Here is a 22111-nt window from a genome sequence, read left to right on the forward strand (position 1 = left end):
CCTATTTTTTCTCTTCATCCAAAGCGGAATCGATCAGTTTCAAAAGTTCCAGCGCACTCCTGAAGCTGCAGGTCTGTTTCTTTTCGGCCCATGTCACCTGGCCCTGCCAGGTAGCGTTCTGTCTGTATTTGATATGAACCACGAAGGTTCCTTCTTTGCCTTCTTTATTTAAAATCTCTTCTCCCGCCACGGTCATTGCCTCCTCTTTCTCCCTGCCGTCGAACCGCTCCGGTCCTTTGTCACACTCTCTGCCTGCCGCATCACCTGCTTTGGGCGGCTTTGTCTTAAATTTCCTTGCCATCACCTCGGGTTGGGGATATCCCACCCGGTCACACCACATTTCCATCTCAAAGAGGGCCCGGCCGCTGTTATTAAAGGGAACCGGTTGTTTCTGTCCCCTATGGTACAGCCTGCCGCTTATATCCGAATGATTCCGGCCGTCCACACAGATACTCATCAGGTTTGGCGCCGATAAATTAATTTCACCGATACTCAACTGGTTCTCACTTCCCCGTCGTCTTTTATTCTATAACGCTCTCGTTCCCGGAGCATTTTCCCGTTATTCTTGTTTTATCATAACAAAAGAGCTGCCTCGCGAATTACCTCGCCAAAAGCAGCTCTTAAACTTTTTTTCATTTTTACCGATTTATGTATTTTTTTACTGTTTGTTCAATCAAAAACCAGTCCAGGATGATGTATTTTCCTCATCCGACAGCTCCGGATTCAGCATCTTGATCAGGGACTCCACGGAATAGCTGAGTTCTCCTCTGGCTCCCTCCGTATTCTTCCACCGGGTAATGCATCTGGTAAATGCCTTGTTGCAGTTCTCCTTCTCCGTTCCGACCAGGATAATCATATACTGGCTTTTGCTGTATGTTGTAAACAAATCTCCTCTTCTGAAGGTTGACCTGATTACCTCTTTCAACAACTCCATCTGAGTCTCCAGTCTCGCCGGATCCGTTATCTCTTTTCCCATCTTATCAGTCAGGTTTATGAGCATCAGAAAGACCGATCGTCCCGTTCTCTCAGCCACTCTTGACATAAGCTGGCAGGAATCCAGAAAGCTGGGGTACAGACAGTAAAGCGCTCCCCTGTTCTGCTGTTCCTGGAAATTCTGTTTCAGGTCTTCAAAATTACCGACCGGATTCTTAATCTGCTGCTCAATCTGGCGCAGTCGGCTCACCATCTCGGGTCCCGGCGGCACTCCTATCTCCTCGCAGTAGAGACTGGCCGTATTCTGATAGACATCGTACGCTTCTTTGTATTCTTTCATTAACATCAGGCAGTCAATCTCCTGAATCTGCCATTTGTCAAAGGGATAGATCTTTCCCGCCTTCCGGTAAAGCTTCAGCTCCTCCTGATACTCTCCCGCCTCTCTCAGGATCGCCCCCAGCTCTTTCACTATCTGTTCATACAGGTTCTTAAGCTTCAGATTCTCTTCTATTACCCATAACTCCGTCGAAAATTCCGGGAGCAGTTCCCCTGCATAAAGGCGTTCTGCTCTTTCAAGAGTTCTGATGCGTTCTTCCCCCTCTTTATTCTCCGCGGCCGCCGCATACTTTACAAACAGCACCACATCCGTCTCCACGGGGAAACTGCTGTTCCAGCGGCATATGCCGTTATCCAGAATGATATAATCCTCCACCGGCAGACCTGCCGTAATCAGCTGCTTTTTCAGCCTGTATATGACGTTGTTCAGATTCTTATTCGGGTTGACGCCCTCATCCCAGCCGTAAAGCGTGTCAATCAGCTCTTTCTTGGAAATCCCGCGGCCGGCATTCAAAAGCAGAAGCTGCAGAAGCTGAACAAACTTTGTATTACTGCTTCTCGAAAACGCTATTTTCCTGCCCGCATATGTCATCGAAAAACCGCCGAACATATTCACAAACAGGACCTCCTGCGGCCTTGAACCGAAAATTTCTTCTACCATTCAGCTTCTCCTTTCCCGCATAAAATCCTGCGACTTTCTTATCATACCTATATTGATTATAATACATTTCCCAGCTATTTCCAGCACTATTTTAGTAAGAAACTGTAGGTTTGTTTTAGTTGTGATGCGGTAACGACGCCGAAATGATGACGTTCCTGTTCTCCACTCAATAATGCCGCCAGCCAGAGTCTCGTAACTCCGTCCGGCGGCATCCAAAAATTTCCTGTTTTTCCTGCCACATGCAGTGCACACTACTGCTGTCCTGCGTATTTCTCTACAACTGCCTTCATCTCATCCCACTTTTTCTCCATGTCCGCCACAAGGGCAAACTGGGTATGGCAGCGGTCCAGGTTATGGTTCTCCCTGGTAATCTTAAAATAGACGTCTCCCTGGAGATAGTCCGTAAGGAATCTCACTCCGCACTCGTAGGTCATGAGCTTCGCTCCCATGGGGAGCATCTGCACTTCTTCCTTTGTCAGGCTTCCCTTACAGCCCTCCAGATATCCCTTTGTGTAGATATCAAACAGGGGAAGTGACAGTCCTGCCAATGAGTAATCGGGCTCATCCTCCGCCGCCGTGTTGGCGCCGAACCGGATGGAGTCTCCAAAATCAAAGATGGATAATCCCGGCATGATGGTGTCCAGATCAATGATGCACAGGGCCTCGCCCGTCCCATCATCTATCATGATATTGTTAAGCTTTGTGTCGTTATGGGTAACGCGCAGCGGAAGTTTTCCCGCCTTCTGCATCTCCATCGCAGCTCCTGCCTCATCCACACGGTCCAGTACAAACTGAATCTCTTCCCGGACCGAAGCCGCACGGCCGCACACATCATCCTCCACAGCCTTCCTGAATGTCTGAAGCCTGGCAGGGGTATTGTGGAAATTTGGGATCGTCTCGGACAGCTCATCCGCCGGATACAATGACAGCTGACGCTGGAACCGGCCGAATGCCTTGGCGCTCTGGTAGAAATCTTCCGGTTTCTCCACCTTGTCGTAACAGGTGGCGTTGGCGATGAAAAGATAGGATCGCCAGTATTCGCCGTCGCTGTCCACATAATAATCTTTTCCGTCTTTCACCGGTACCAGGTTCAGGGTCTCCCTCAGGGGATCCCCTCCCTCTTTCTCAATTTCTTTCCTTAGAAAGCCGGTAACACCCGTGATATTCTTCATCAGGGAGATGGGATCCTTAAACACTTCCCGGTTCATTCTCTGCAGAATATAAGCGTGTTCGCCGTCCTCCCCCTGTGTTTTAACATAAAAAGTGTCGTTGATATGGCCATGGCCGTAACGGTAATATTCCGTCACCGCGCCTTCATAGCACATATTTGCCATGGCCTCCTCTGTCTTCAGTGCCTTATCGCAGCTCATCCCTATCTGTCCTCCCAGAGTTTTTCAGGGTAGATCCCCTGATCTTTCATGCCCTGGATGGCATCCATCACCATCTGTTTATCTTCTTTGTAGGTGACGCCATACCAACGGTCAACACTCTTTAATACGGTCACCTCCGCTTTTCCCTCTTTCAGGAGTTCATCCACAACAAACGGAAGGAAATACTCACATTTAATCGGGTTCTCCGGAAGATTCTTCTCCAGGAAAGGCACAAAACGGTCTTCCAGCTCGGCCAGAATACTCTTTGTAAATCCCCACATGTTCATCGAAGCGATGGTTCCGGCCGGAAGGAATTCCCAGGTCTTTCCGTCGTCCTCCGTATATTCCGCCCTGCCGCCGTGATTCTCAATCCTGGTTCTCTCATGGATATCTACCAGTTTCCCGGCTGCGTCGGTGCTGCAGATGCCTCTGGCCACATACCCGTTCTCCGTCAGTGTATTGTGAAGCTCATAGCCGACCATCGTGTACTGGTACTTCCCGGCATCACTGTTTTCGGCCAGCTGGGCGTAAATCTGCCTGAATGCGGATTTACCGTAGAAATCATCGGCATTGATCACGGCAAACGGTCCGTCAATCACGTCCTTGCAGCAGAGAATCGCATGGCCCGTTCCCCAGGGTTTTACACGGCCTTCCGGTACCTCAAACCCTTCAGGAAGCTTATCGGTCTCCTGATAAACGTACTCAACCTTCAAATGTTTCTCCATCCGGTTTCCGATATGCTCTTTAAAATCAGCCTCAATTGCTTTCTTTATAATGAAGACAACTTTTTCAAATCCCGCTTCGATTGCATCGAAGATGGAAAAGTCAATAATCAAATCTCCGTCTTTATCTACCGGGTCAATCTGTTTCAGACCGCCGTATCTGCTGCCCATGCCGGCTGCCATAATTACTAAAACCGGTTTTTTGTCCATACTGTCTATACTTCCTTTCACTTGGATTCATACTATATTTAACCTTTGACACCGCCGCCTGTTACACCGGCAATAATCTTCTCCGACAGGAAGATGTACAGGATAAACGTCGGCAGGAACACAATGATAACCGCCGCAAACATGCCGGCCCAGTCGCCTGTGTACTTCATGGAGTTAATCATGGAGTAAAGACCTACGGCGACGGGACGTATCCTGTCTGAGTTTCCGAAAATAAGGGAAATGAAATACTCATTCCATACATTGATAAAGTTGAAAATAGTAACCGTTATGATACCCGGCTGTGCCATCGGCAGCATAATCAGCCAGAATGTCTTGGTCGGAGAACAGCCGTCGATCGCCGCAGCCTCCTCGAACGCCCTCGATATATTGGCAAAGAACGTCATCAGGAAAATTGTCGTATACGGCACGTTAATTCCTATGTAGAGGAATATCAGCACAAAACGGTTGGACAGCTCGTGATTTAAAAGATCCATTCCCGCTACCAGTCCGAACAGCGGGAGCACGATCATAACAACCGGAACGCCCATGGCCGATACAAATCCGGTCTGGATTACCTTATTGGCAATAAATTTAAATCTTGACAATGCATATGCCGCCGGAGCGCAAATCAGAATTAACAGGGTGCAGGAAATAATTGCATACCCCAGTGAGTTCATGAAGAAGGTAGAAACATTCGAGTTGTTCCAGGCCTTCGCATAGTTTTCTAGATGGAATCCGCTGGACATAATCTTTCCTGCGAAAATCGCCTTTGTCGTGGAAAAACTGGCGCCCACTACCCATCCCAGCAAAACAACGGTAAATAAGATCCAGAGACACAGAATCAGATAGCCGGGGGCAAGTTTCAGTTCTCTGTTCCAGTTAACGCGTTCGCGCACTTTCTTTTCTTTCGCCATAACTTCCCCTCCTTTTAGAATTCCAGGTCGTCATCTTTCAGCAGATGGTTACACAGCCAGAAGATGAGGACCACGCAGATGCTCAGCATAACACCGACCGCTGCGCCAAGACCGGAGTTTCGTTCCGTCACGCTGTTGCCGGCGCCGAATATCTGCATATACAGGTAAACCATCGGAGTGATCGTCTGATTATCCGCCGTAACGGAGGAGAACAGCTGCGACCATACGAAAAATCCTACGGATGTAACACTCCACATGGTAATATTCGTCTTAAACACCCCTTTTAAAAGAGGCAGGGTAATATAGCGGAACTGGCCGAGTTTATTGGCTCCGTCCAGGGTAGCCGCTTCATAATAATCCTCACTGATCCGCTCAATGCCGCTGGCAAAAATCAGCATATGGTAACCTACCATACCGAAACAGTAGGCAAACAGCAGCGCGTAGAACTTGTGCTCGCTGTCCAGCCACTGGATTTTGGCCAGAGAGGTCAGACCCAGCTTCTTAAAAATGCCGGTCAGGAGACCGTACTTGTTGTTGTATACATACTGGAGCCACATCGTTGCCAGAGCTACGGCGCTGACTACGTTCGGCAGGTAAATCATTGCTCTGAAAAAGCTCTTGAAGCGTATTCCGCTTGTCAGAATAACCGCAAATAAGAGAGCCAGGGACATTACGATGATACCTCCGATAAACCAGATACGGAACAGGTTCCACATGGAGGTCTTAAACAATGTGGTATTCATAAGTTTGACGTAGTTGTCAATTCCGGTAAACTGCCACTTGGATACCGAATCCGTGATTCCTTCTATTTTAAAGAAACTCATCACGATCGTACGGCAGATTGGATACAGGAATACCATAATAAACATAAATACTGCCGGTGCCAGGAAAGTGACAATCATTGCCTTGTTCTTCTTCAAGCTGCTTCCCCCTTTTCGTCTTTATTTTTAAATACGTTTTTAAAAAACATGGTGACAGCGATGAATTTATCGGTGCCACCATGCAATCTTCATTCAGTAGTCTTTCATTCAAGCGCGGACGCTTCTACTTTATCATTATTTCTTTAATGCATCAACGAATTCCTGAGCTGAGATGGAACCGCCAACCAGTTTAAGCATGTTCTCTTTAATGATTGGAGTCATATCTGCATTGTCCTCAGCGCCTGCTGCCCATGGGTAACGGACTGTAAGCTGTTCCATAACAGGCTGTGCGCATTTAACCATTGCAGGCCACTCTGTGTTGCTTGTATCTGCCGGGATACCGTTGCTGTCCTCAGCTAATACTTTGTCATATTCGCCCTTTGTAATCTTGCAGATTAACTGGAAAGCTGCTTCTGCATTCTTGGAATTCTTGTTGATAGCGAATACCTGTGCACCATAGTTGGATGCGTTTGTTCCGTCTTTTCCGCCTTCAACTGCCGGGTAGCTGAAGCATCCCCAGTTAAAGTCGTCACCCGCCATATCCTTAACTTCGTTTGGAAGCCAGGAGCCGTTTAAGTACATAGCGGCTGTTCCGCCTGCCAGTTCCATGTTCTGACCTGCCGGCCATACGTTGGAAGCGATATCCTCAGAGAAGTAACCCTTCTTTGCAAAATCTGCGAAAGCTTCTGCTGTCTGAAGAACTGCCGGGTCATCCCACTCGCCGTTCTTAACGATCTCGGATGTTCTCTCGTATCCTACGAGACGGCACATATGGTATCCGAATAAGCATGTGATGTATGCGTCATCATCTGTAATCGGAACGTAGCCCGCATCTTTAATCTTTGCACAAGCTGCATCCAGTTCCGCCCATGTGGTAGGAACTGCAGTCACGCCTGCTTCATCAAAAATATCCTGGTTGTAGAACATTGCAAATACGTTTGGCTGGTAAGGAATGGACTTTAATGTTCCGTCGCCAACTTCGCGGCATGCACTCATCAGTCCTGCATTGGCGGTAGACTCATAGTCAGCTGCTTTTGCAAGGTCTTCCAGGTCTAATAAGTACTGTCCCCATGTCTTGTTGACACGGTCGATATCCTCGTCAAATAAGTCGATATTGGTTCCTGCGTCAAGAGCCGGCTGTAAACCTTCACGGATACCGGTACGTCCCTTGAACTGTGCGTCAACCTTGATGCCTGTTTCTGCTGTAAAGGCATCGATTGCTTTCTGAATCGCCTGACCCTGTGGCTCGGTAGACTCCCACATGGACCAGTAAACAAGTGTGCCGCCTTCGGCCGGTGCTGCTGCCTCCCCGCCTGCTTCACTTCCTGCTTCCTCTGTTGCTGCCGGCGCTGCTGTCTCAGCCGGAGCGCTTTCCTTCTTGCTTCCGCAGCCTGCAAGCATGGTAACTGCCATAGCTGCTGTCAGAAGTACGCTTAACGTTCTTTTTTTCATAAAAACCTTCCTCCTTAACACTTTTAGTGAATTTTCACATTTAGTGCAATTCATATCTCTATGATATTATACTAATTGCCAAATTTCTTTATACAAATCGTTTCCTTTTTTGCACTATTAGTTCTTTTCTTCTTTACACCTGCCGTAATCCGGGTTAAAATGTAAAAAAGTCTCAATAACGGTTATACGCCGGCAGACACAGTCTTAATAAGCCGGCGGAAACCCCATCCACGGGAGGCGCCTATGTCCTATCAGTTTACAGAGTTAAAAGAGGAGCTGCGAATCGGAAAAATTGTCAGCCTGCATTATTTTGAATATATGAGTGATTTCACGTTTCCCGGTGAATCCCACAACTTCTGGGAATTTATGTATGTGGACAAGGGAGAGCTCCAGGTGACGGCAGACCGTGAGAAATTTGTCCTTCACCAGGGGCAGATTATTTTCCACCGGCCCAATGAATTCCACGCCCTGGCTGCCAACAACGTCATCGCGCCGAACCTGGTGGTCATCTCCTTTGAAGCCGGCGAACCGTGCATGGCATTTTTTGAGCACAAGATCCTGACGGTTGGCGAGAGCGAGCGCAATCTCCTATCCCAGATTATTGCCGAAGCCCGCGACACCTTCGACGGACCGATGGACGACCCTTATATGGAGGTGCTGAGCCGCAGGGAGAACATTCCCTTCGGCGCGGAGCAGATGATTAAAATACATCTGGAACAATTTCTGATTCAACTGTTCCGCACCTTTTCTGGCGCCTTCTCTTATAATGAAGAAAAGCCCTTGCCGGCCCTCTACAATCCCGGCCGGACTCCGGCTCTCTCAGACGGAAACCAATTGTTTGCCAGCATTATCGACTACCTGGACCGCCATATCGGCCGGCAGCTCACCGTGGAAAAAATATGCCGTGACAACCTGATCGGCGCGTCGCAGCTTAAAAAGCTGTTCCGGACCTACCAGAAAAGCGGCGTGATGGAATGTTTTAACCAGATGAAGATAAGCGCGGCCAAACAGATGATCCGCAACCAGCAGATGAACTTTACCCAGATAGCGGATGCCCTGGGCTACACCTCCGTGCACTACTTTTCCAGGCAGTTTAAGAAAATTACCGACATGACGCCGACCGAATACCGCGCGTCCATCATGCAGAGGGCAAAGAGACCTCAGAGAAAACACCTGTAACCGCTATATTGTCCGCCGCTTACCGCTACCATTGGAAAAAAGGGAGACCCACGGCCTCCCTTTTCTGCGCTTCTCTATTTTTTTGTAACTGTACGGTACAATCTGGACAGCTGCTATTTTTCTTTCTTTTTATGATCTAACTCATACATCTTTCTGGCCTGACTGAATAACAGCTCCCTGTCTCTCTCCCTCAGAGCCATGAATAACTGTGCCAGTTCCTGCGCTTTGCTGTCGTCGTCTTCCTCTGAGGGCTCGATATCCGAAATCCCCAGCAGGTAGTCGGTTGTAACATTGAAATAGGCGGAAAGGCGTATTAAAGTCTCAACCGACATTGATAATTTGTCATTCTCAATGCGGCTGACCGTCTGCTGTGATGTTCCTATTTCATCCGCCAGCAGTTCCTGTTTTAAATCGCGTTTTTTACGTAATTCTCTCAGTTTACTATCCGTTTTTAAAATAGCTTCCACTTTCGTCTTCTTGGTCATAGCACACCTCTGATAGTATTATAGCAGGCATGCTTTTTCGGTATTCTCTTGTTGTGAGTTTTTATATACCCATATTTTGGGTATTATCCATTTATCACTAAATCGGCATTTTAACGTTTACCTCCCCACAATCCTCGCCGTAAATGCCGGAAAATCCCTTTCCATCGGAAAAGGGATTTTCTTAAGCTTTTATTCAAATTTTATATCAGCACATTTCCAGAGATATTCCTCCCGCTTTACTATATTAATACAGTTTGCTGAGCCCGATCTTTCTCTCCACAATATAGATCACGACTCCGGCCACGATGATGAAAAGTGTTGCAAAAGCCGAAATCAGCGGGGTGAACGACTCCGTTATATAGGAATAGAGGCGCAGCGGGAAGGTCACTGTCTTTGCGCTCTTCATGAACATGATGATAACGCACTCATCAAAGGCCACCACGAATGAGAACACAGCGCCTCCGATAATGCCCTGGCGGATACAGGGAAGCGTCACCTTAAACAGCGTCCTTACCGGGGATGCCCCCAGTACCAGGGAAGCTTCCTCAAAGCCCGTGTCGAGCCCCACCAGGTTGGCCGTAACGGTCCTGATGACATACGGAATCTCGATAATCGCATAGGTCAGGCACAGTTTCCAGTAGTTTGTAAACATATTTCCAAAAATGGCAAAATACTGTAAAAATGCCACGGCGCTGATGATGGTCGGAATGACGATCGGGGACAGAAACAGCGTTTCAAAAATCCCTTTCGCCCGGCTTCCCGATTTCCAGAACCAGAGGCTGACCATCGTGCCCAGCACACAGGCGATCACGACGCTGACACAGGCGATCCGGATGCTCAGAAGAAGCGAGTTCATAAATTCCACATTGGCGAAGGCCTGCCCGAACCACTTGAGCGTAAACCCTCTCGGCGGGAAAATAACCCTGTTTGTATCGCTGAATGCCGTACAGATAACAACGCCGAGGGGACAGAGTAAAAACATATACACAAATATTCTGAATATCTTTCCGGCTATTTTTGTAAGGTTCATCTTTATTCCCCCTCCCTGCGAAGCTCTTCCCTCAGAATTTTAGAGGAACGTCTCGCCCTTTTTTCACAGTAAACATCGTAAAGCTTTCCCGAATTGGTGAGCGCCATGGATACAATCAGAAAGATGACGGAAATGGCCGCGGCAAAGCCCCAGTCATAAATATAGGTGGCCTGCTGGTAAATCAGGGTGGTCATTGTGACAATCTTTCCGCTTCCCAGCATAACCGGCACGACGAACGCAGCCGTGTTCAGGGCAAACACCAGCATAAAACCGGAAATAACGCCCTTGATGGTGAGCGGAAACGTGATCTTAAAAAATGTCTCCCAGAATCCGGCGCCACACACGTAGGAGGCCTCCTCCACACTCTGGTTCACGTTTCCGATCGGTCCCGTCAGTATCATAATCATATAGGGCAGGCCGCAGTAGACCAGCCCCACCTCAACCGCAAAATACGTCCCGCATTCAATGATCGTCATCAGGCCGAACATTCTGACCGTAATCGACACCCAGAGGGGCAGCATAACCATTGCAGTGATAACGCTTTTCACTTTTCCCTGCATTCTGCTGAGATGGTAGGAAATCGGATATCCCAGGATGACGCAGATAATTGCCGAGAGAAAACTCAGCCCCACCGTTTTCCCTAAAACTCCCCAATAATACCCGTCTTTCAGGAATTTATGATAGTTCGTCAGGGTAAACTCTCCCAGCGGCTTATTTACCCCGTTAAACTGGAACATGCTCAGATAGAACATCTTAATCAGCGGGGCAACGAAGAAAAATGTCAGGAAAGCCAGGGGAATAATCAGGTACCATTTATTCACATAGGACCATGTGTCTTTTTCTTTATCCAAGGAAATCCCTCCTCCTTTTATGTCTGTATCTAATATTTATTACCGCGAAAAACAGTGCGCCGCCAAAGGGCAGGGTGTCTGCCCCGCCCCGGCGGCGTCCCGGAAATATTATTTGAATTCCTTATTCCATCTCTCGATCAGGGCTGCTTTTACCGGTTCCAGCGTCTCGGAATCCATATAAAGCAGTTTGGAAACCTGCTCCTGACCGTACGGCATGAATGCCTGAAGTTCTTCGTCGATTACGGTTTTACCGTTGGAAGGAGCATAGTAGTTGTTCTCCGCGTATGCCTTCTGTCCCTCCGGGGAGATCAGTTCATTGACAAACAGATAAGCCAGTTCTTTCTTTGTGGAACCTTTGCTGATGGCCGCCAGGGAGGTCATTGCGATGGAGCCTTCTTCAGGCTGGCAGAATCCGATATCGATTCCTTCCTTCATCAGACCGATGGCGCGTCCGTTCGTCTCTACCGACATCACGATGTCGCCCTTGGTCAGCATGCTCTCAATATCGGAGTGCTGGCTGGCGTAAACACCGATGTTTGGTTTCAGGGAAGACATCTTTGCAAAAAGATTGTCCCAGTTTTCTTCGTCTGCCACGGTGTACCCCTGGATTCGGGAAACTGCCTCCGCAAATTCCAGTCCGCCGCCCATGCTGTAATCGATAACGCCGATTTTTCCGCCCTTGTATGCGTCATCCCAGAGATCCAGCCAGCTTGTCGGCTCTTTCTCTACAAGATCTTTGCGGTAAATAATGCCGTATGTACCCCAGTTTGTCACAACCGCCGTATCATACATGTGGGCTTCATCATATAAATCCGGTGCATTTGACATTTTGCTGAAATCCAGTGTCTCAAGCACGTCCATATTGGTTCCCTGCACCACCTCGCTGCAGTCTACGTGAAGGACGTCGATGGAAGCCGCGTCACCTTCCGTAGCAAGCTGGGAAAGCGGAGCCGCGCCGCTTACCACTTCAACCTTTGCCCCTGTCTTCTCCTCAAAAGCAGGAATAATGTGGTTTCTGAGCGTTTCCTCATAAGTTCCGCCCCAGACCTGGACTACCAGTGTCTCGCCTGAATAATCTTTTGCCTCCGCAGATGCTGCTTCCGTGTCTGCTGTCTCCACGGCCGGAGCCTCCGTATCGGGTGCTTTTGTAGTGCTTTCCACTGTGTTGGATGAACCGCATGCCGTCATCGTGCATACCATTAAAAGTGCCATTGCCGATTTGATTGTTTTTTTCATTTGTACCTCTCCTCTCATTTTTATCTTTCAACCAGGACCAGACCGTTTTCATCGAGTTCCAGATAAACCGTATCCCCCTCGACCGCTTTCCCTTCGTCCTTGGTATGAAGATCCACTTCAAAGTCATTGTTTCCCGCCATCTCAACCACATACCGGAGAGTGGAACCCAGATAGATTTTAGCTTTTACCTTCCCCGAAAGTACATTTTTTCTATCCGGTTTTTCCTCATGGAGCTGCACGTTTTCCGGCCTTATAATCAGGACTGCGGCGTCCCCGCCGGACACCTTCTTCCCGGTATCGGCCCTGGCCCACAGTTCTTCCCCGCTTGTGAGCTTTACTGCGATTCTGTCCTCCGTCACCGCCGTCACATTGCCCTCCACAATATTGGCATGGCCCACAAAACCGGCGATAAACCGTGTGGCCGGGCGTGTATAAAGGCAGCTTGGCTCCGTAATCTGTTCAATCCTTCCTTTATTCATTACCGCAATCCTGTCGGAGATGGTCAGCGCTTCCTCCTGATCATGGGTGACATAGATTGCCGTGACATTCATTTTCTTTAACAGGTTTCTGATTTCTACCCTTGTCTTTTCTCTCAGTTTCGCATCCAGGTTGCTTAACGGTTCGTCGAAAAGCATGACCTTCGGTTCCACAATCATGGCCCTGGCCAGTGACACCCTCTGCTGCTGGCCGCCTGAAAGTTCCTTGGGGAGCCGGTTCTCCACGCCCTCGAGCTGGACTAAATCCATCATCTCCCTGGCCTTGTCCATCAGCACCTTTTTGTCCTTAATCTTCCTCGTCTTCAGCCCATATACAATGTTCTCATATACGCTGAGGTGCGGAAACAGTGCATAATTCTGAAACACCATGGAAATGTCTCTCTTATGGGGCGGTATTCCGTTCATATCCTGCCCCTGGATACGGATCGTTCCTCTGGTCGGCTCGATCAGGCCGGCGATCATCCTCAGCGTTGTCGTTTTGCCGCAGCCGCTGGCGCCCAGGAAAGAGACAATTTCTCCTTTTTTGATCTGCAGGCTGACACTGTCCACTGCCAGAAACTCTTTATACTGTTTTGCTACGTCGATTAATTCCAGTTGATAGTCCATTTTTTCACCCTCCAGCGTACCTTTGTTTACTGTGACTGTACCTCCTCGAGTCTGCAGGCCAGGTTCCCGAAAATTTCTCCCAGGGCATACGCTCCCGCATCGGGATAGCCGAGGCTGCGTTCTCCCACCGTTCCGGCGCGCCCCATCCTGGCTACAATCGCTTTGGTGCTTTCGGCCCCCGCCTTTGCCGCTTCGGCTGCCTGCCTGAAGATTTCCATCAGGGGAGTCCTCTCCGACGTCAGGCGGGTCCATTCATCCGCACAGGGAACAAGCGCATCAATCAGTGTCTTGTCTCCCGGTACGGCCCCCCTTCCAAAGGACCGTTCTCCCGTCGCCTGAATCCCCTGCACTGCCCGGCCCAGCATCACGGCCATGTCTTCCGCCCCGAGGGTTTCCTTCCCCTCCGCGGACTTGGCCGCCGCTCTGAATGCCGATCCCCAGATCGGCCCCGAGGCGCCTCCGCAGTGCTCCATGATAATCAGAGAGCAGGCGTTCAGGAAAGAAGCGATATCACCGGATGATTCGATCACTTCTCCCCACTCCTTTCTAAGCTGTTTAAAGCCCTTCGCCACGCTCATTCCAAAATCCCCGTCGCCTGCATGTGAGTCCAGTTCACAGAAGGGAATCTCATTTTGTATGATGTATCCCCCTATACAATCTATCATAAAAATCATATTGTGTAGAGTGATTTTTTCGTCCCTGATTTTGCCCTCTCCCCTGTATTTTGCCGATATTTCAGCACTATTTTCCGCGTTTTCTCCGGCCTTTTTCTCCCCTTCCAATTCCTGGAAATCCGTTGTTCCCGGCGCATAGTCCAACTTGAGGGCAGGAGTGCTGCACGGTGCAAAAAGGTATTTTTTCAGCTCCTCATCCAGCTTCAAAATGGAAATCGACGCCCCCATCATATCAATGCTGGTCATATAGTTGCCCACCAGGGAAAATCTTGTCCTGATCTTTCTTTTCGCCAGCGCTTTTCTGAGCGAGCGGTTGAGGATGTATAACTCCTGGGCCGGCGTCCCTCCGAGGCCGTTTACCAGTACTGCTATTTCATCCTCAGCGTCTTCTTCTAACCCGAGCGCTTCCAGAAGCTGCGACGCCATTCTCTCGGCCACCGTATCGGCATCCGTCTGTTTTTCCCTTTTAATGCCCGGTTCTCCGTGGATTCCCACGCCGTATTCCATCTCATCCTCACCAATCTCAAAGGTGGGAGTTCCCTTGGCCGGTACGGTACAGGATGTGAGGGCAAATCCAATGGATTTTACGGAGGCTGCCGTCTTCTCTGCAACGGCCTTCACCTCCTCCAGGCTGCATCCCGCCTCAGCCGCCGCGCCTGCGATTTTATGTACAAAAACCGTCCCTGCCACACCGCGGCGCCCTACGGTATAAAGGCTGTCCTGAACCGCGATATCGTCGTCCACTTTAATATAATCAACCTGGATTCCATCCTCCCGGGCCATGTAAGCGGCATTTTTGAAATTCATCATATCTCCGCTGTAGTTTTTGATAATCAGGAGGGTTCCTTTCCGGCTCTTCGTCTCCCTGATTGTCTGGTAAACCTGAATCTGGGAGGGTGAAGCAAAAACATCTCCGCAGACGGCCGCATCCAGCATTCCGTCCCCGACAAATCCGGCATGTGCCGGTTCATGCCCGCTGCCACCGCCGCTGATCAGAGTCACTTTGTCCTGATTCAGATTTTTTTTCGTGATAAATTTGTACTTCTGCGAAAATTCCAGTTCCGGATGTGCCAGCGCCATCCCCTGGCACATCTCCGTCACTACCTGTTCCGGCCGGTTGATAATCTTCTTCATTTGTTTCCTCCAATCTTTTTGTTTGAGCTGATTCTAGTTGAACCGGTTCCGGTTAAAACGCTCCCCGTCCGGTTGCTTCTAATCCGGCTGCCCTGATTTAGCTGTCCCTGAGCCGGCCGTTTCTAATTCGGCTGTCTCTGAGCCGGCTGCTCCTGTTGGCCTCTCATGCCGATCCATCTTCCTTTTATCTGTTATCCATGGAACTATCAATAAAATTTTATTTTATATTACAGTTTTGCTCTTATTTGCTTGATTTTTAGTCACTTTGCTATTGAATTATCTATAAATGTATGGTATATTATTTCAACACATTAAGCAATTGAATATTTATTATGGATCACATAACAAACTTGAATGGAGGTCGCACGAATGAGCATTCTGAAATACAATGCCTTTTTGAAGGCAGTTGAGTACGGCAGCCTCACAAAAGCTGCGGAGGCGCTTGTCTATACCCAGCCCGGAATCAGCCATATGATTTCCTCCCTGGAGAAGGAGATGGGATTCCCGCTCCTGGTCCGCGGTAAGGAGGGCGTATTTCCCACCGAAAATGCCGAACCTCTGATCTATTACATGCAGCAGATTGTGTCGGCCGAGGATACGCTGAAGGAGATTTCCTGTAAGATACGCGGCATTGAGATAGGCTCCCTGAAGGTAGGGGCATTTTACAGCACTTCGGTGAAATGGGTGCCTCCAATAGTCTCCCGCTTCTCCTCCCTCCATCCGGGCGTCAAGCTGCAGGTCTTCGAGGGAAATCACTTCGAACTGGAGGAGTGGCTGACAAACGGCACCATCGACATCGGCCTCATGTCCATGCCCGTACCGGAGAACTACGATTTTATCCCTCTGTATATGGATTCCATTATGGCCGTGCTCCCCACCGGACACCCTCTGGCCCGGTGCGAGAAAGTGGATCCGGCGGAGCTGGTGAATTATCCCTTTATCATCCCGCATGACGGAGGCGACGAGGACGTGTGGCAGGTCATGAATGCGGAAAATCTCACCCCGGAAATTAAATACAGGATCAAGGGAGACATGGCTACCATTTCGATGATAGGGCAAAATCTGGGCGTATCCCTGATTCCCGGACTGGCCCTGCCGTTCCAATTTCACAACATCGTCACCAGACCACTGATTCGGGATCACAGCCGTGTGCTGGGGCTGGCCATCCGCTCCATCAAACATGCCTCTCCGGCCGCCGAGGAATTTATATCTATTACAAAAGAATATTTGAAAACAGAAGGAATGTTGACCGGCCAATAGGGAATACGGCCCGGACAGCTATGAAAAAGGAGTTTCTGCCGCTGCACGGCAAAAACTCCTTTTGGCTTTATTCTTTGTTACTTATGTTTTATATTACAGATACTGTGCAAAATCCTGCTTTGCAAAGCCGTTGTATACTCCCCACGGAATAACCAGGTCAACCCACATGTGGTGACGGTTGAAATACTTCAGGGCGGCATTGCTCAGGTGGATAAACTCCTCAAGACTTTCCACGGTGTCGATTGCCTCCAGATACATGAATAACAGTTCACTGGCCATCGGAACGCCGGTAAACACGAAAAATTTTGCCTTATAGTCGAGGATACGTTTTGCAAAGTGAACCAGAGTGCGCAGATCCACATCCCCTTCCTTTGCCGTCTCAATCATATAAAAAAGCACTTCATCGCACAGAGTCCTGAGCTCAGAATCGGCATACATCATCGTCGTAACATACTGGCCGTACACATTGGTGTCGCCCGGTACCTTACCATTACTCAGATCATAAACATCCTGCGGCATATTCTCCCAGATTGCAAGTCGTCTCTCTTCAAATTTGTCTATCGCTGCTTTCCAGTTCATTACGTGCACCTCCTTATTCTACTTCACCGACAATTGTCATCATACTGCCCTGTTTTAACCAGTTCTTGATTCCAACTACCTGCATTGCCTCCATACCCTCTACGATACGGCCGATGCGGCTGATCGGCAGCGGCTCGTCCGTTCCCACTCCATACAGGAAACAGAGCTGGTTTCTTGGAGGGTAATATGCCAGATCAAATGTCTCCAAATCTCCGCCTCTGCACTGGTTCTCAAATCCACAGGCATAGGGGAGCGTGCCGAAGAATAACTGCCCGTTCAATTTCGCGTGCTGGATGATCGCCCTCTGTCCCGGATTGTTTAAAATCATGTTGCAGATTACCGGAGCGTCGTCAACATAAAGCTCCGCAACAAGCCTGACATCGTCAATCATAATTTCCACTTTTTTGTTTGCCATGATAATCTTCTTCCTTTCCTCTTTGAAATTAATAGTTTTTGCCCTGTGCTTCGTGCCGCAGAAACTATTTATGAGTTCATCATAGGCTTGTTTTATGTATTACGCAACTGAATAATAGTTATGGGTTGCATTCAAAAATAGAATGGATTGTTGAAAATTAGGACGCCGGCGTGAGGATGGCGGGCAGAATTGGGGTGGCTGCTTCTTCAGTCCCGGGATATGATTCGCGTTCGGGGACTCCGGGGGACGGTAACACTTTGGGATTGATGGGGAGATGATTGAATATGCAGAAACGCATCTGGCAGGGCCGGATGGGGTGATGCTTGCTGTCCGGGATGAGGACGGAAGGTTTCAGGATGCTGCTTTAAGGATGGAATATCGGCCGACTCAGTATAAGGACTGTACTTCTGTTTTCGACATGGATGAAAACCGGCTTGAATTTGAGTTGCCTGAAGGATTTGTTGTTACCAGTATGAAAGATACGTTTGACCCTTATCAGTATGGAAGGATTCTCTGGAACGGGTTTAACCACGAGTTGGACGGGGACGGCCCCTATCTGCCCTCGCAGGATGATTTGGATGGGTTCCGAAAGGAATTTGAACGCCCTAATGTAAATCTTGACTTGAAAATTGCGATTGTGGCGCCGGATGGAAATTTCGCCGCTTATTGCGGTATGTGGCAGGATAATGCCTCGACGGACGTATTGGTGGAACCGGTCGCTACGGATCCTGTCTACCGAAAAATGGGGCTCGGCCGGGCGGCTGTCCGGGACGGTGGTATCGACACTCTTCTCGTCCTCACCACCACGTCCCCGAACATCCCCGTATCTTTTTTCATCAACTAAATCTCAACCCATATCATTTCCATCGGCTTCATATCCAGACTGCATTTTAAAGTTCCATGGATATAAAGCTCCGTCTTCTGAGCTTCCTTCGAATTATTAATCACGGCAACACGGCCGGCCTTCTCGAATGCGGCAACCTCGGTTTCGACGTTGGTGACATAGTATTTCTTCATCTCGTCTTCCCGGTGGGCGGCAAAGTAGATGGCGCGAAGTAAGATTCTGCAGTTCTGCGGTGAATACGGCAGTCCTGTGAAGTATACGCTGCGGCCCTGGCCGTACTGGTTTACGATCAGTCTGCTGTATTCTCCGTCTTTATCCAGGATCTGATATCCCTCGCCCTGGGCATAAATGCGGCTCTTGCCCTCTCCGAAATCAATATCTCCGCTGATATCCTCCAGAATAAAGTGTTCTTTATAATTCTCTGCAAGTTCGTTGTATTTATCCGTGCTCATGGAGAATCCCATCTCACGGTCGGCTCCCAGCACATCGCTGAGCTGGAAATACCGTCCCTGGTACTGGAATGCGGTCGGCTCTCCGACTCCGATGAATCCGCCTCCCTGATCTACGAAGCGGCGGATGGCGGTAACCACTTTCTCATCCACCCAGTTTTCCGCTCCGCTCCAGGCCGTATAAGCATCTCCGGCATTAATAATTACTTTAATGTCAGGATCGATTCCGTTGCGTACATCGTCGAAATTAATAAATTCCACATCGACCGGCATTCCGCTCAGGCATTCAATGACACCCACATAAGAATAAATCTCGCGGTGCCAGATTGCATGATGGACCTGGTTGCACATCCATCTTCTCAGCTCTCCCCAGCAGTTTAAAATTGCCACCTTGAACGGGGCAACGTAGGAACTGGTTCCATCCATCGCCTCCTGGATCTGGCGGAATTCCCCTACTACTTTCTCAATCTGCTCGATAAAACCGGGCCATTCGGAGGCCAGTTTCAAATAACCGCCGTACCCGATCCGGTCCAGAGGGGCGCGCAGGATCGCCCTTCTGGCCTTCATCCAGTTATCCTGAGCCTCTCCGATTGGATCTCCGCCCTCGGTGAAAACATCCGGGAAGAAATACGGTAAAAGACGTCCCTCCGTATAATTTACCCCCTTGATATCGGAAATCATACGCATCGTCACGCCGTCCCCGACGGAACCAACCACTGCATCCAGCCCAATATTGTCAAAATACTTTCCGAACGGTTCCGTTCCAATCCAGTGGTCTCCCAGAAACATCATGGCTTCCTTGCCATAAGCATGGACAATATCCACCAGATCCTTGGCCAGCCTGCTGACCTCAATCTGCTGAAATTCGATGAAGTCCCTGAATTCTTTGGACGGTACGCGGAACGTGGAATTAAAATATCCCTGATCTACGATATATTCCGGGCGGAACCGGTAGCCTGCCCAGTGCTCAAACTGTTCCAGGATATAAGGGCTGACGCTGGCGCTGTAGCCAAACCATTCCACATATTTTTCCCGTTTCTGATCGTCAAAAGTCAGGGTAAACTGATGGAAGAAGGTGGTAAATCTCACAACATCCACATCCGGGTTCTCTTCACACCAGCGTCTCAGCTTCTCTTTGACATAGGCCTGTGTCTTGGGCTGGCGCACATCGAAAGTCATCTGGTGTTCCGCACCCTGCCAGTCATTGGTCAGATAATTGTACATATGGACCGGATCCCAGATCAGGAAAGCCAGAAAGCTGACCGTATACTGATGATAGGGGATGCTTTTTATAATAACTTCCCCCGTGGCTTCATCGTAAAACCAGTTTTCAACCGGGATTACCTTACCGGTCGTCCTGTCTACAACCTCCCACCAGCGCTTCGGATCGTCGATTGTATTGACCTTCAGCTGCTGTGTATGGAATCCCTTCATCAATTCAATGGAGAGCGTCCAGCTCTTAGCTGTCATGCGGTCTGTGATCAGATATTCCTGCTGAACCTCCTCGGGATTATTCCTGGCCCAGTCGTTGTCTTTTCTCGTTGTATAATAAGTAGCGTAAATCTTCGCTCCTGTTTTTAAAAGATCAGGAGGCATCTCTGTCCCGTCGCAGTCTCTGAGTGCATCCGCGTCAAGTCTTTCTTTTAACTTAAGTGTCTCATCCACCATGTCTACATCCGTCGGCAGGGTAAGTCTTCCTCTTACATTCATTATTAAGCGTCCTCCAAAATCTTTTGTACTGCGTTCCTGTGGCTTCTTTCTTTGTACTATGATTATATTCATTCTCACACCTGTGCGCTATCAGTTTCTTGCCTGCTTTTTTATAATTCTTGCTCCCATATCGACAATATTCAACCTGATATTTACAAATTCTTTTATTTTTTCTATAATTTTCTTAACATCTCAATCAGGAGGTATTTTTATGAGCAGTAACCGCTTCATTTTAAAAAATCACGACGGCCAGAAACTGACCGGCAATCTCTTATATATATCCACTTCCAAATATGAAGATGACTGGCAGAGCATCCCCCATATCCATCATTTTTCTGAACTGATCTACATCACGGCGGGCAAAGGCCGCTTTATTCTGGAGGGTGAGGAATACCCGGTAGTCGAGGGCGATCTCATTATCATTCCCCCCGACATGGAACATACGGAGCGATCCGTTCCCCTTCATCCCCTGGAATATATCGTGGTTGGTGTAAACGGCGTCTCCTTCCGGGACAACAAATGTCTGGAGCGCTATTTCATCTGCCACTACGGTAAGGACACTGAACTTCTCTCGGTGCTTCTGCTCCTTCTGGAGGAAGCGGAAAGTGAGGAAGCCTACTCCGGCACCGCCTGCCAGGCCCTTTGGGAAGTTCTGATGATTCGGATTGCGCGCAGGCAGAACCTTCTGCCCACACACTTTACCGCTTCCAGAATGACAAAGGAATGCAGCCAGATTAAGCGTTATCTGGATTCCAACTATGCAGACAATATCACATTGGATCAGCTGGCCTCACTGGCGCATATGAGCAAATACTATCTGGTCCACGCATTTACCAGGTATACAGGCCTGTCTCCAATTAACTACCTGAATGCCCGGCGAATCGCAATCAGCAGGGAGCTGCTGGCCACAACCGATCATTCCATTGCTCAGATAGCATCGCTGGCCGGTTTCTCGTCCCAGTCGTATTTTGCCCAGGTTTTTAAACGCGAGGTCGGTAAATCGCCGGCCCAGTACAGAAAAGAAGGTCCTCTTAAGAGTATTTGATTATTATTTTACAAATATAAAGAGTAAAAGTCCATAGCCATACATCATTTTATGAGTATTGGAATACAATATAATCAATGTATGATAAATTGGTTCTACAACTAAATTGTGTAAGTTTGTAGAACCGGAGGTGATGGCATGGGAATTGTCGGTGAACGTCTCCGCCTTTTGCGTGAAAAGAACGGCAAGACTCAGGAGGATATCTCCCGGGTCATTGGCACAACACAGCAGATTTACTCTCGTTACGAAACCAGTAAAACGGAGCTTCCTGTCCGGCATTTACTTAACCTGTCCTCCTACTATAATGTCAGTACGGATTTCCTTCTAGGCCGCATAGATTATCCCAAGATCCCTCCTGAATTTTCCAATTACCTGATTCAGAATGTCACAATTGGCGATTTTGTCTGCCGAATCGATTCTTTCGGAGGCAGATCAAAGAGGCACCTGGTGGATTACGTTAACTATCTCACCTATCTGGAAAACACCGAAAAGCTTAAGAAAGATGAAAAGCCAAAGCATCTTCCACAATGAAGAGATGATTTTTAGCAGGACAGGCCGTCGGCAGCACGATAAAAAAAGCAGATGTTCCATACCCGGAA

21 protein-coding genes are annotated in these 22111 nt (G+C 48.7%); 5 read left to right on the forward strand and 16 right to left on the reverse strand.

Annotated elements, in window-relative coordinates:
• Position 1: 1 nt before the first annotated feature.
• From V3C10_21750 to V3C10_21780, 7 genes are all read right to left on the reverse strand, one after another.
• On the reverse strand, positions 2-496 hold the full coding sequence (locus V3C10_21750; protein ID WVP61902.1) for a hypothetical protein: 495 nt from the start codon (positions 494-496) through the stop codon (positions 2-4).
• A gap of 177 nt (positions 497-673) precedes the next feature.
• The gene (locus tag V3C10_21755) at positions 674-1930 is read right to left on the reverse strand and encodes a BTAD domain-containing putative transcriptional regulator (protein WVP61903.1); all 1257 of its coding nucleotides are present in this window, start codon (positions 1928-1930) and stop codon (positions 674-676) included.
• A gap of 251 nt (positions 1931-2181) precedes the next feature.
• On the reverse strand, positions 2182-3264 hold the full coding sequence (locus V3C10_21760; GenBank protein ID WVP64680.1) for an aminoglycoside phosphotransferase family protein: 1083 nt from the start codon (positions 3262-3264) through the stop codon (positions 2182-2184).
• A 38-nt stretch (positions 3265-3302) separates the two neighbouring features.
• The gene (locus tag V3C10_21765; protein WVP61904.1) at positions 3303-4232 is read right to left on the reverse strand and encodes a sugar phosphate nucleotidyltransferase; all 930 of its coding nucleotides are present in this window, start codon (positions 4230-4232) and stop codon (positions 3303-3305) included.
• A 38-nt stretch (positions 4233-4270) separates the two neighbouring features.
• Positions 4271-5146, reverse strand: a complete 876-nt coding sequence (locus tag V3C10_21770) for a carbohydrate ABC transporter permease (GenBank protein WVP61905.1) — start codon at positions 5144-5146, stop codon at positions 4271-4273.
• Positions 5147-5160: 14 nt separating this feature from the next.
• Complete coding sequence (locus V3C10_21775; GenBank protein WVP61906.1) at positions 5161-6066, reverse strand: sugar ABC transporter permease; 906 nt, start codon at positions 6064-6066, stop codon at positions 5161-5163.
• A 135-nt stretch (positions 6067-6201) separates the two neighbouring features.
• Positions 6202-7518 carry an ABC transporter substrate-binding protein gene (locus V3C10_21780; GenBank protein ID WVP61907.1) on the reverse strand — a complete coding sequence of 439 codons (1317 nt, stop codon included), beginning with the start codon at positions 7516-7518 and terminating at the stop codon, positions 6202-6204.
• Positions 7519-7761: 243 nt separating this feature from the next.
• Between V3C10_21780 and V3C10_21785 the strand changes: the two genes are divergently transcribed.
• Positions 7762-8697, forward strand: coding sequence for a helix-turn-helix domain-containing protein (locus V3C10_21785; GenBank protein ID WVP61908.1), 936 nt, complete (start codon positions 7762-7764; stop codon positions 8695-8697).
• 113 nt (positions 8698-8810) lie between these two features.
• Here V3C10_21785 and V3C10_21790 read toward each other — a convergent pair whose 3' ends face one another.
• From V3C10_21790 to dhaK, 6 genes are all read right to left on the reverse strand, one after another.
• Entirely contained in the window at positions 8811-9182 is a 372-nt protein-coding gene (locus V3C10_21790; protein ID WVP61909.1) for a helix-turn-helix transcriptional regulator, read from the reverse strand.
• A gap of 244 nt (positions 9183-9426) precedes the next feature.
• Entirely contained in the window at positions 9427-10212 is a 786-nt protein-coding gene (locus V3C10_21795) for an ABC transporter permease (GenBank protein ID WVP61910.1), read from the reverse strand.
• 2 nt (positions 10213-10214) lie between these two features.
• Positions 10215-11063: an ABC transporter permease gene (locus V3C10_21800; GenBank protein ID WVP61911.1), complete on the reverse strand. Its 849-nt coding sequence runs from the start codon at positions 11061-11063 to the stop codon at positions 10215-10217.
• A 108-nt stretch (positions 11064-11171) separates the two neighbouring features.
• Positions 11172-12299 carry an ABC transporter substrate-binding protein gene (locus V3C10_21805; protein ID WVP61912.1) on the reverse strand — a complete coding sequence of 376 codons (1128 nt, stop codon included), beginning with the start codon at positions 12297-12299 and terminating at the stop codon, positions 11172-11174.
• A 20-nt stretch (positions 12300-12319) separates the two neighbouring features.
• Positions 12320-13402, reverse strand: coding sequence for an ABC transporter ATP-binding protein (locus V3C10_21810; protein ID WVP61913.1), 1083 nt, complete (start codon positions 13400-13402; stop codon positions 12320-12322).
• A gap of 26 nt (positions 13403-13428) precedes the next feature.
• Complete coding sequence (gene dhaK, locus V3C10_21815) at positions 13429-15210, reverse strand: dihydroxyacetone kinase subunit DhaK (GenBank protein WVP61914.1); 1782 nt, start codon at positions 15208-15210, stop codon at positions 13429-13431.
• A gap of 369 nt (positions 15211-15579) precedes the next feature.
• On the opposite strand from dhaK, the gene V3C10_21820 reads away from it, so the two are divergent.
• Positions 15580-16470 carry a LysR family transcriptional regulator gene (locus V3C10_21820; GenBank protein WVP61915.1) on the forward strand — a complete coding sequence of 297 codons (891 nt, stop codon included), beginning with the start codon at positions 15580-15582 and terminating at the stop codon, positions 16468-16470.
• A 93-nt stretch (positions 16471-16563) separates the two neighbouring features.
• On the opposite strand, the gene V3C10_21825 is transcribed toward V3C10_21820, so the two are convergent.
• Together V3C10_21825 and V3C10_21830 are read right to left on the reverse strand one after the other, a co-directional pair.
• Positions 16564-17049, reverse strand: a complete 486-nt coding sequence (locus V3C10_21825) for a hypothetical protein (GenBank protein ID WVP61916.1) — start codon at positions 17047-17049, stop codon at positions 16564-16566.
• Between the two features lie 13 nt (positions 17050-17062).
• Entirely contained in the window at positions 17063-17464 is a 402-nt protein-coding gene (locus V3C10_21830; GenBank protein WVP61917.1) for a cyclophilin-like fold protein, read from the reverse strand.
• 274 nt (positions 17465-17738) lie between these two features.
• Between V3C10_21830 and V3C10_21835 the strand changes: the two genes are divergently transcribed.
• The gene (locus tag V3C10_21835) at positions 17739-18308 is read left to right on the forward strand and encodes a GNAT family N-acetyltransferase (GenBank protein WVP61918.1); all 570 of its coding nucleotides are present in this window, start codon (positions 17739-17741) and stop codon (positions 18306-18308) included.
• On the opposite strand, the gene gnpA is transcribed toward V3C10_21835, so the two are convergent.
• The gene (gene gnpA, locus V3C10_21840; GenBank protein WVP64681.1) at positions 18305-20470 is read right to left on the reverse strand and encodes a 1,3-beta-galactosyl-N-acetylhexosamine phosphorylase; all 2166 of its coding nucleotides are present in this window, start codon (positions 20468-20470) and stop codon (positions 18305-18307) included. The two genes, V3C10_21835 and gnpA, sit on opposite strands and share 4 nt — an antisense overlap.
• 208 nt (positions 20471-20678) lie before the next feature.
• Here gnpA and V3C10_21845 point away from each other — a divergent pair, with 208 nt between their 5' ends.
• Positions 20679-21512 carry an AraC family transcriptional regulator gene (locus V3C10_21845; protein ID WVP61919.1) on the forward strand — a complete coding sequence of 278 codons (834 nt, stop codon included), beginning with the start codon at positions 20679-20681 and terminating at the stop codon, positions 21510-21512.
• Between the two features lie 138 nt (positions 21513-21650).
• The gene (locus tag V3C10_21850; protein ID WVP61920.1) at positions 21651-22043 is read left to right on the forward strand and encodes a helix-turn-helix transcriptional regulator; all 393 of its coding nucleotides are present in this window, start codon (positions 21651-21653) and stop codon (positions 22041-22043) included.
• Positions 22044-22111: the final 68 nt, after the last annotated feature.

Source organism: [Clostridium] symbiosum, from assembly GCA_036419695.1.
In the GTDB taxonomy this organism is placed as follows: Bacteria; Bacillota; Clostridia; order Lachnospirales; family Lachnospiraceae; genus Otoolea; species Otoolea symbiosa_A.

Excerpts from the sequence above, each read along its gene's own strand:
- V3C10_21755 (WVP61903.1), bottom strand. The coding sequence starts at position 1,930 with ATGGTAGAAGAAATTTTCGGTTCAAGGCCGCAGGAGGTCCTGTTTGTG.
- V3C10_21810 (WVP61913.1), bottom strand. The coding sequence starts at position 13,402 with ATGGACTATCAACTGGAATTAATCGACGTAGCAAAACAGTATAAAGAG.
- V3C10_21820 (WVP61915.1), top strand. The coding sequence starts at position 15,580 with ATGAGCATTCTGAAATACAATGCCTTTTTGAAGGCAGTTGAGTACGGC.
- V3C10_21830 (WVP61917.1), bottom strand. The coding sequence starts at position 17,464 with ATGGCAAACAAAAAAGTGGAAATTATGATTGACGATGTCAGGCTTGTT.
- V3C10_21770 (WVP61905.1), bottom strand. The coding sequence starts at position 5,146 with ATGGCGAAAGAAAAGAAAGTGCGCGAACGCGTTAACTGGAACAGAGAA.
- V3C10_21850 (WVP61920.1), top strand. The coding sequence starts at position 21,651 with ATGGGAATTGTCGGTGAACGTCTCCGCCTTTTGCGTGAAAAGAACGGC.
- V3C10_21780 (WVP61907.1), bottom strand. The coding sequence starts at position 7,518 with ATGAAAAAAAGAACGTTAAGCGTACTTCTGACAGCAGCTATGGCAGTT.
- dhaK (WVP61914.1), bottom strand. The coding sequence starts at position 15,210 with ATGAAGAAGATTATCAACCGGCCGGAACAGGTAGTGACGGAGATGTGC.
- V3C10_21795 (WVP61910.1), bottom strand. The coding sequence starts at position 10,212 with ATGAACCTTACAAAAATAGCCGGAAAGATATTCAGAATATTTGTGTAT.
- V3C10_21785 (WVP61908.1), top strand. The coding sequence starts at position 7,762 with ATGTCCTATCAGTTTACAGAGTTAAAAGAGGAGCTGCGAATCGGAAAA.
- V3C10_21790 (WVP61909.1), bottom strand. The coding sequence starts at position 9,182 with ATGACCAAGAAGACGAAAGTGGAAGCTATTTTAAAAACGGATAGTAAA.
- V3C10_21765 (WVP61904.1), bottom strand. The coding sequence starts at position 4,232 with ATGGACAAAAAACCGGTTTTAGTAATTATGGCAGCCGGCATGGGCAGC.
- V3C10_21845 (WVP61919.1), top strand. The coding sequence starts at position 20,679 with ATGAGCAGTAACCGCTTCATTTTAAAAAATCACGACGGCCAGAAACTG.
- V3C10_21825 (WVP61916.1), bottom strand. The coding sequence starts at position 17,049 with ATGAACTGGAAAGCAGCGATAGACAAATTTGAAGAGAGACGACTTGCA.
- V3C10_21805 (WVP61912.1), bottom strand. The coding sequence starts at position 12,299 with ATGAAAAAAACAATCAAATCGGCAATGGCACTTTTAATGGTATGCACG.
- V3C10_21760 (WVP64680.1), bottom strand. The coding sequence starts at position 3,264 with ATGGCAAATATGTGCTATGAAGGCGCGGTGACGGAATATTACCGTTAC.
- V3C10_21835 (WVP61918.1), top strand. The coding sequence starts at position 17,739 with ATGATTGAATATGCAGAAACGCATCTGGCAGGGCCGGATGGGGTGATG.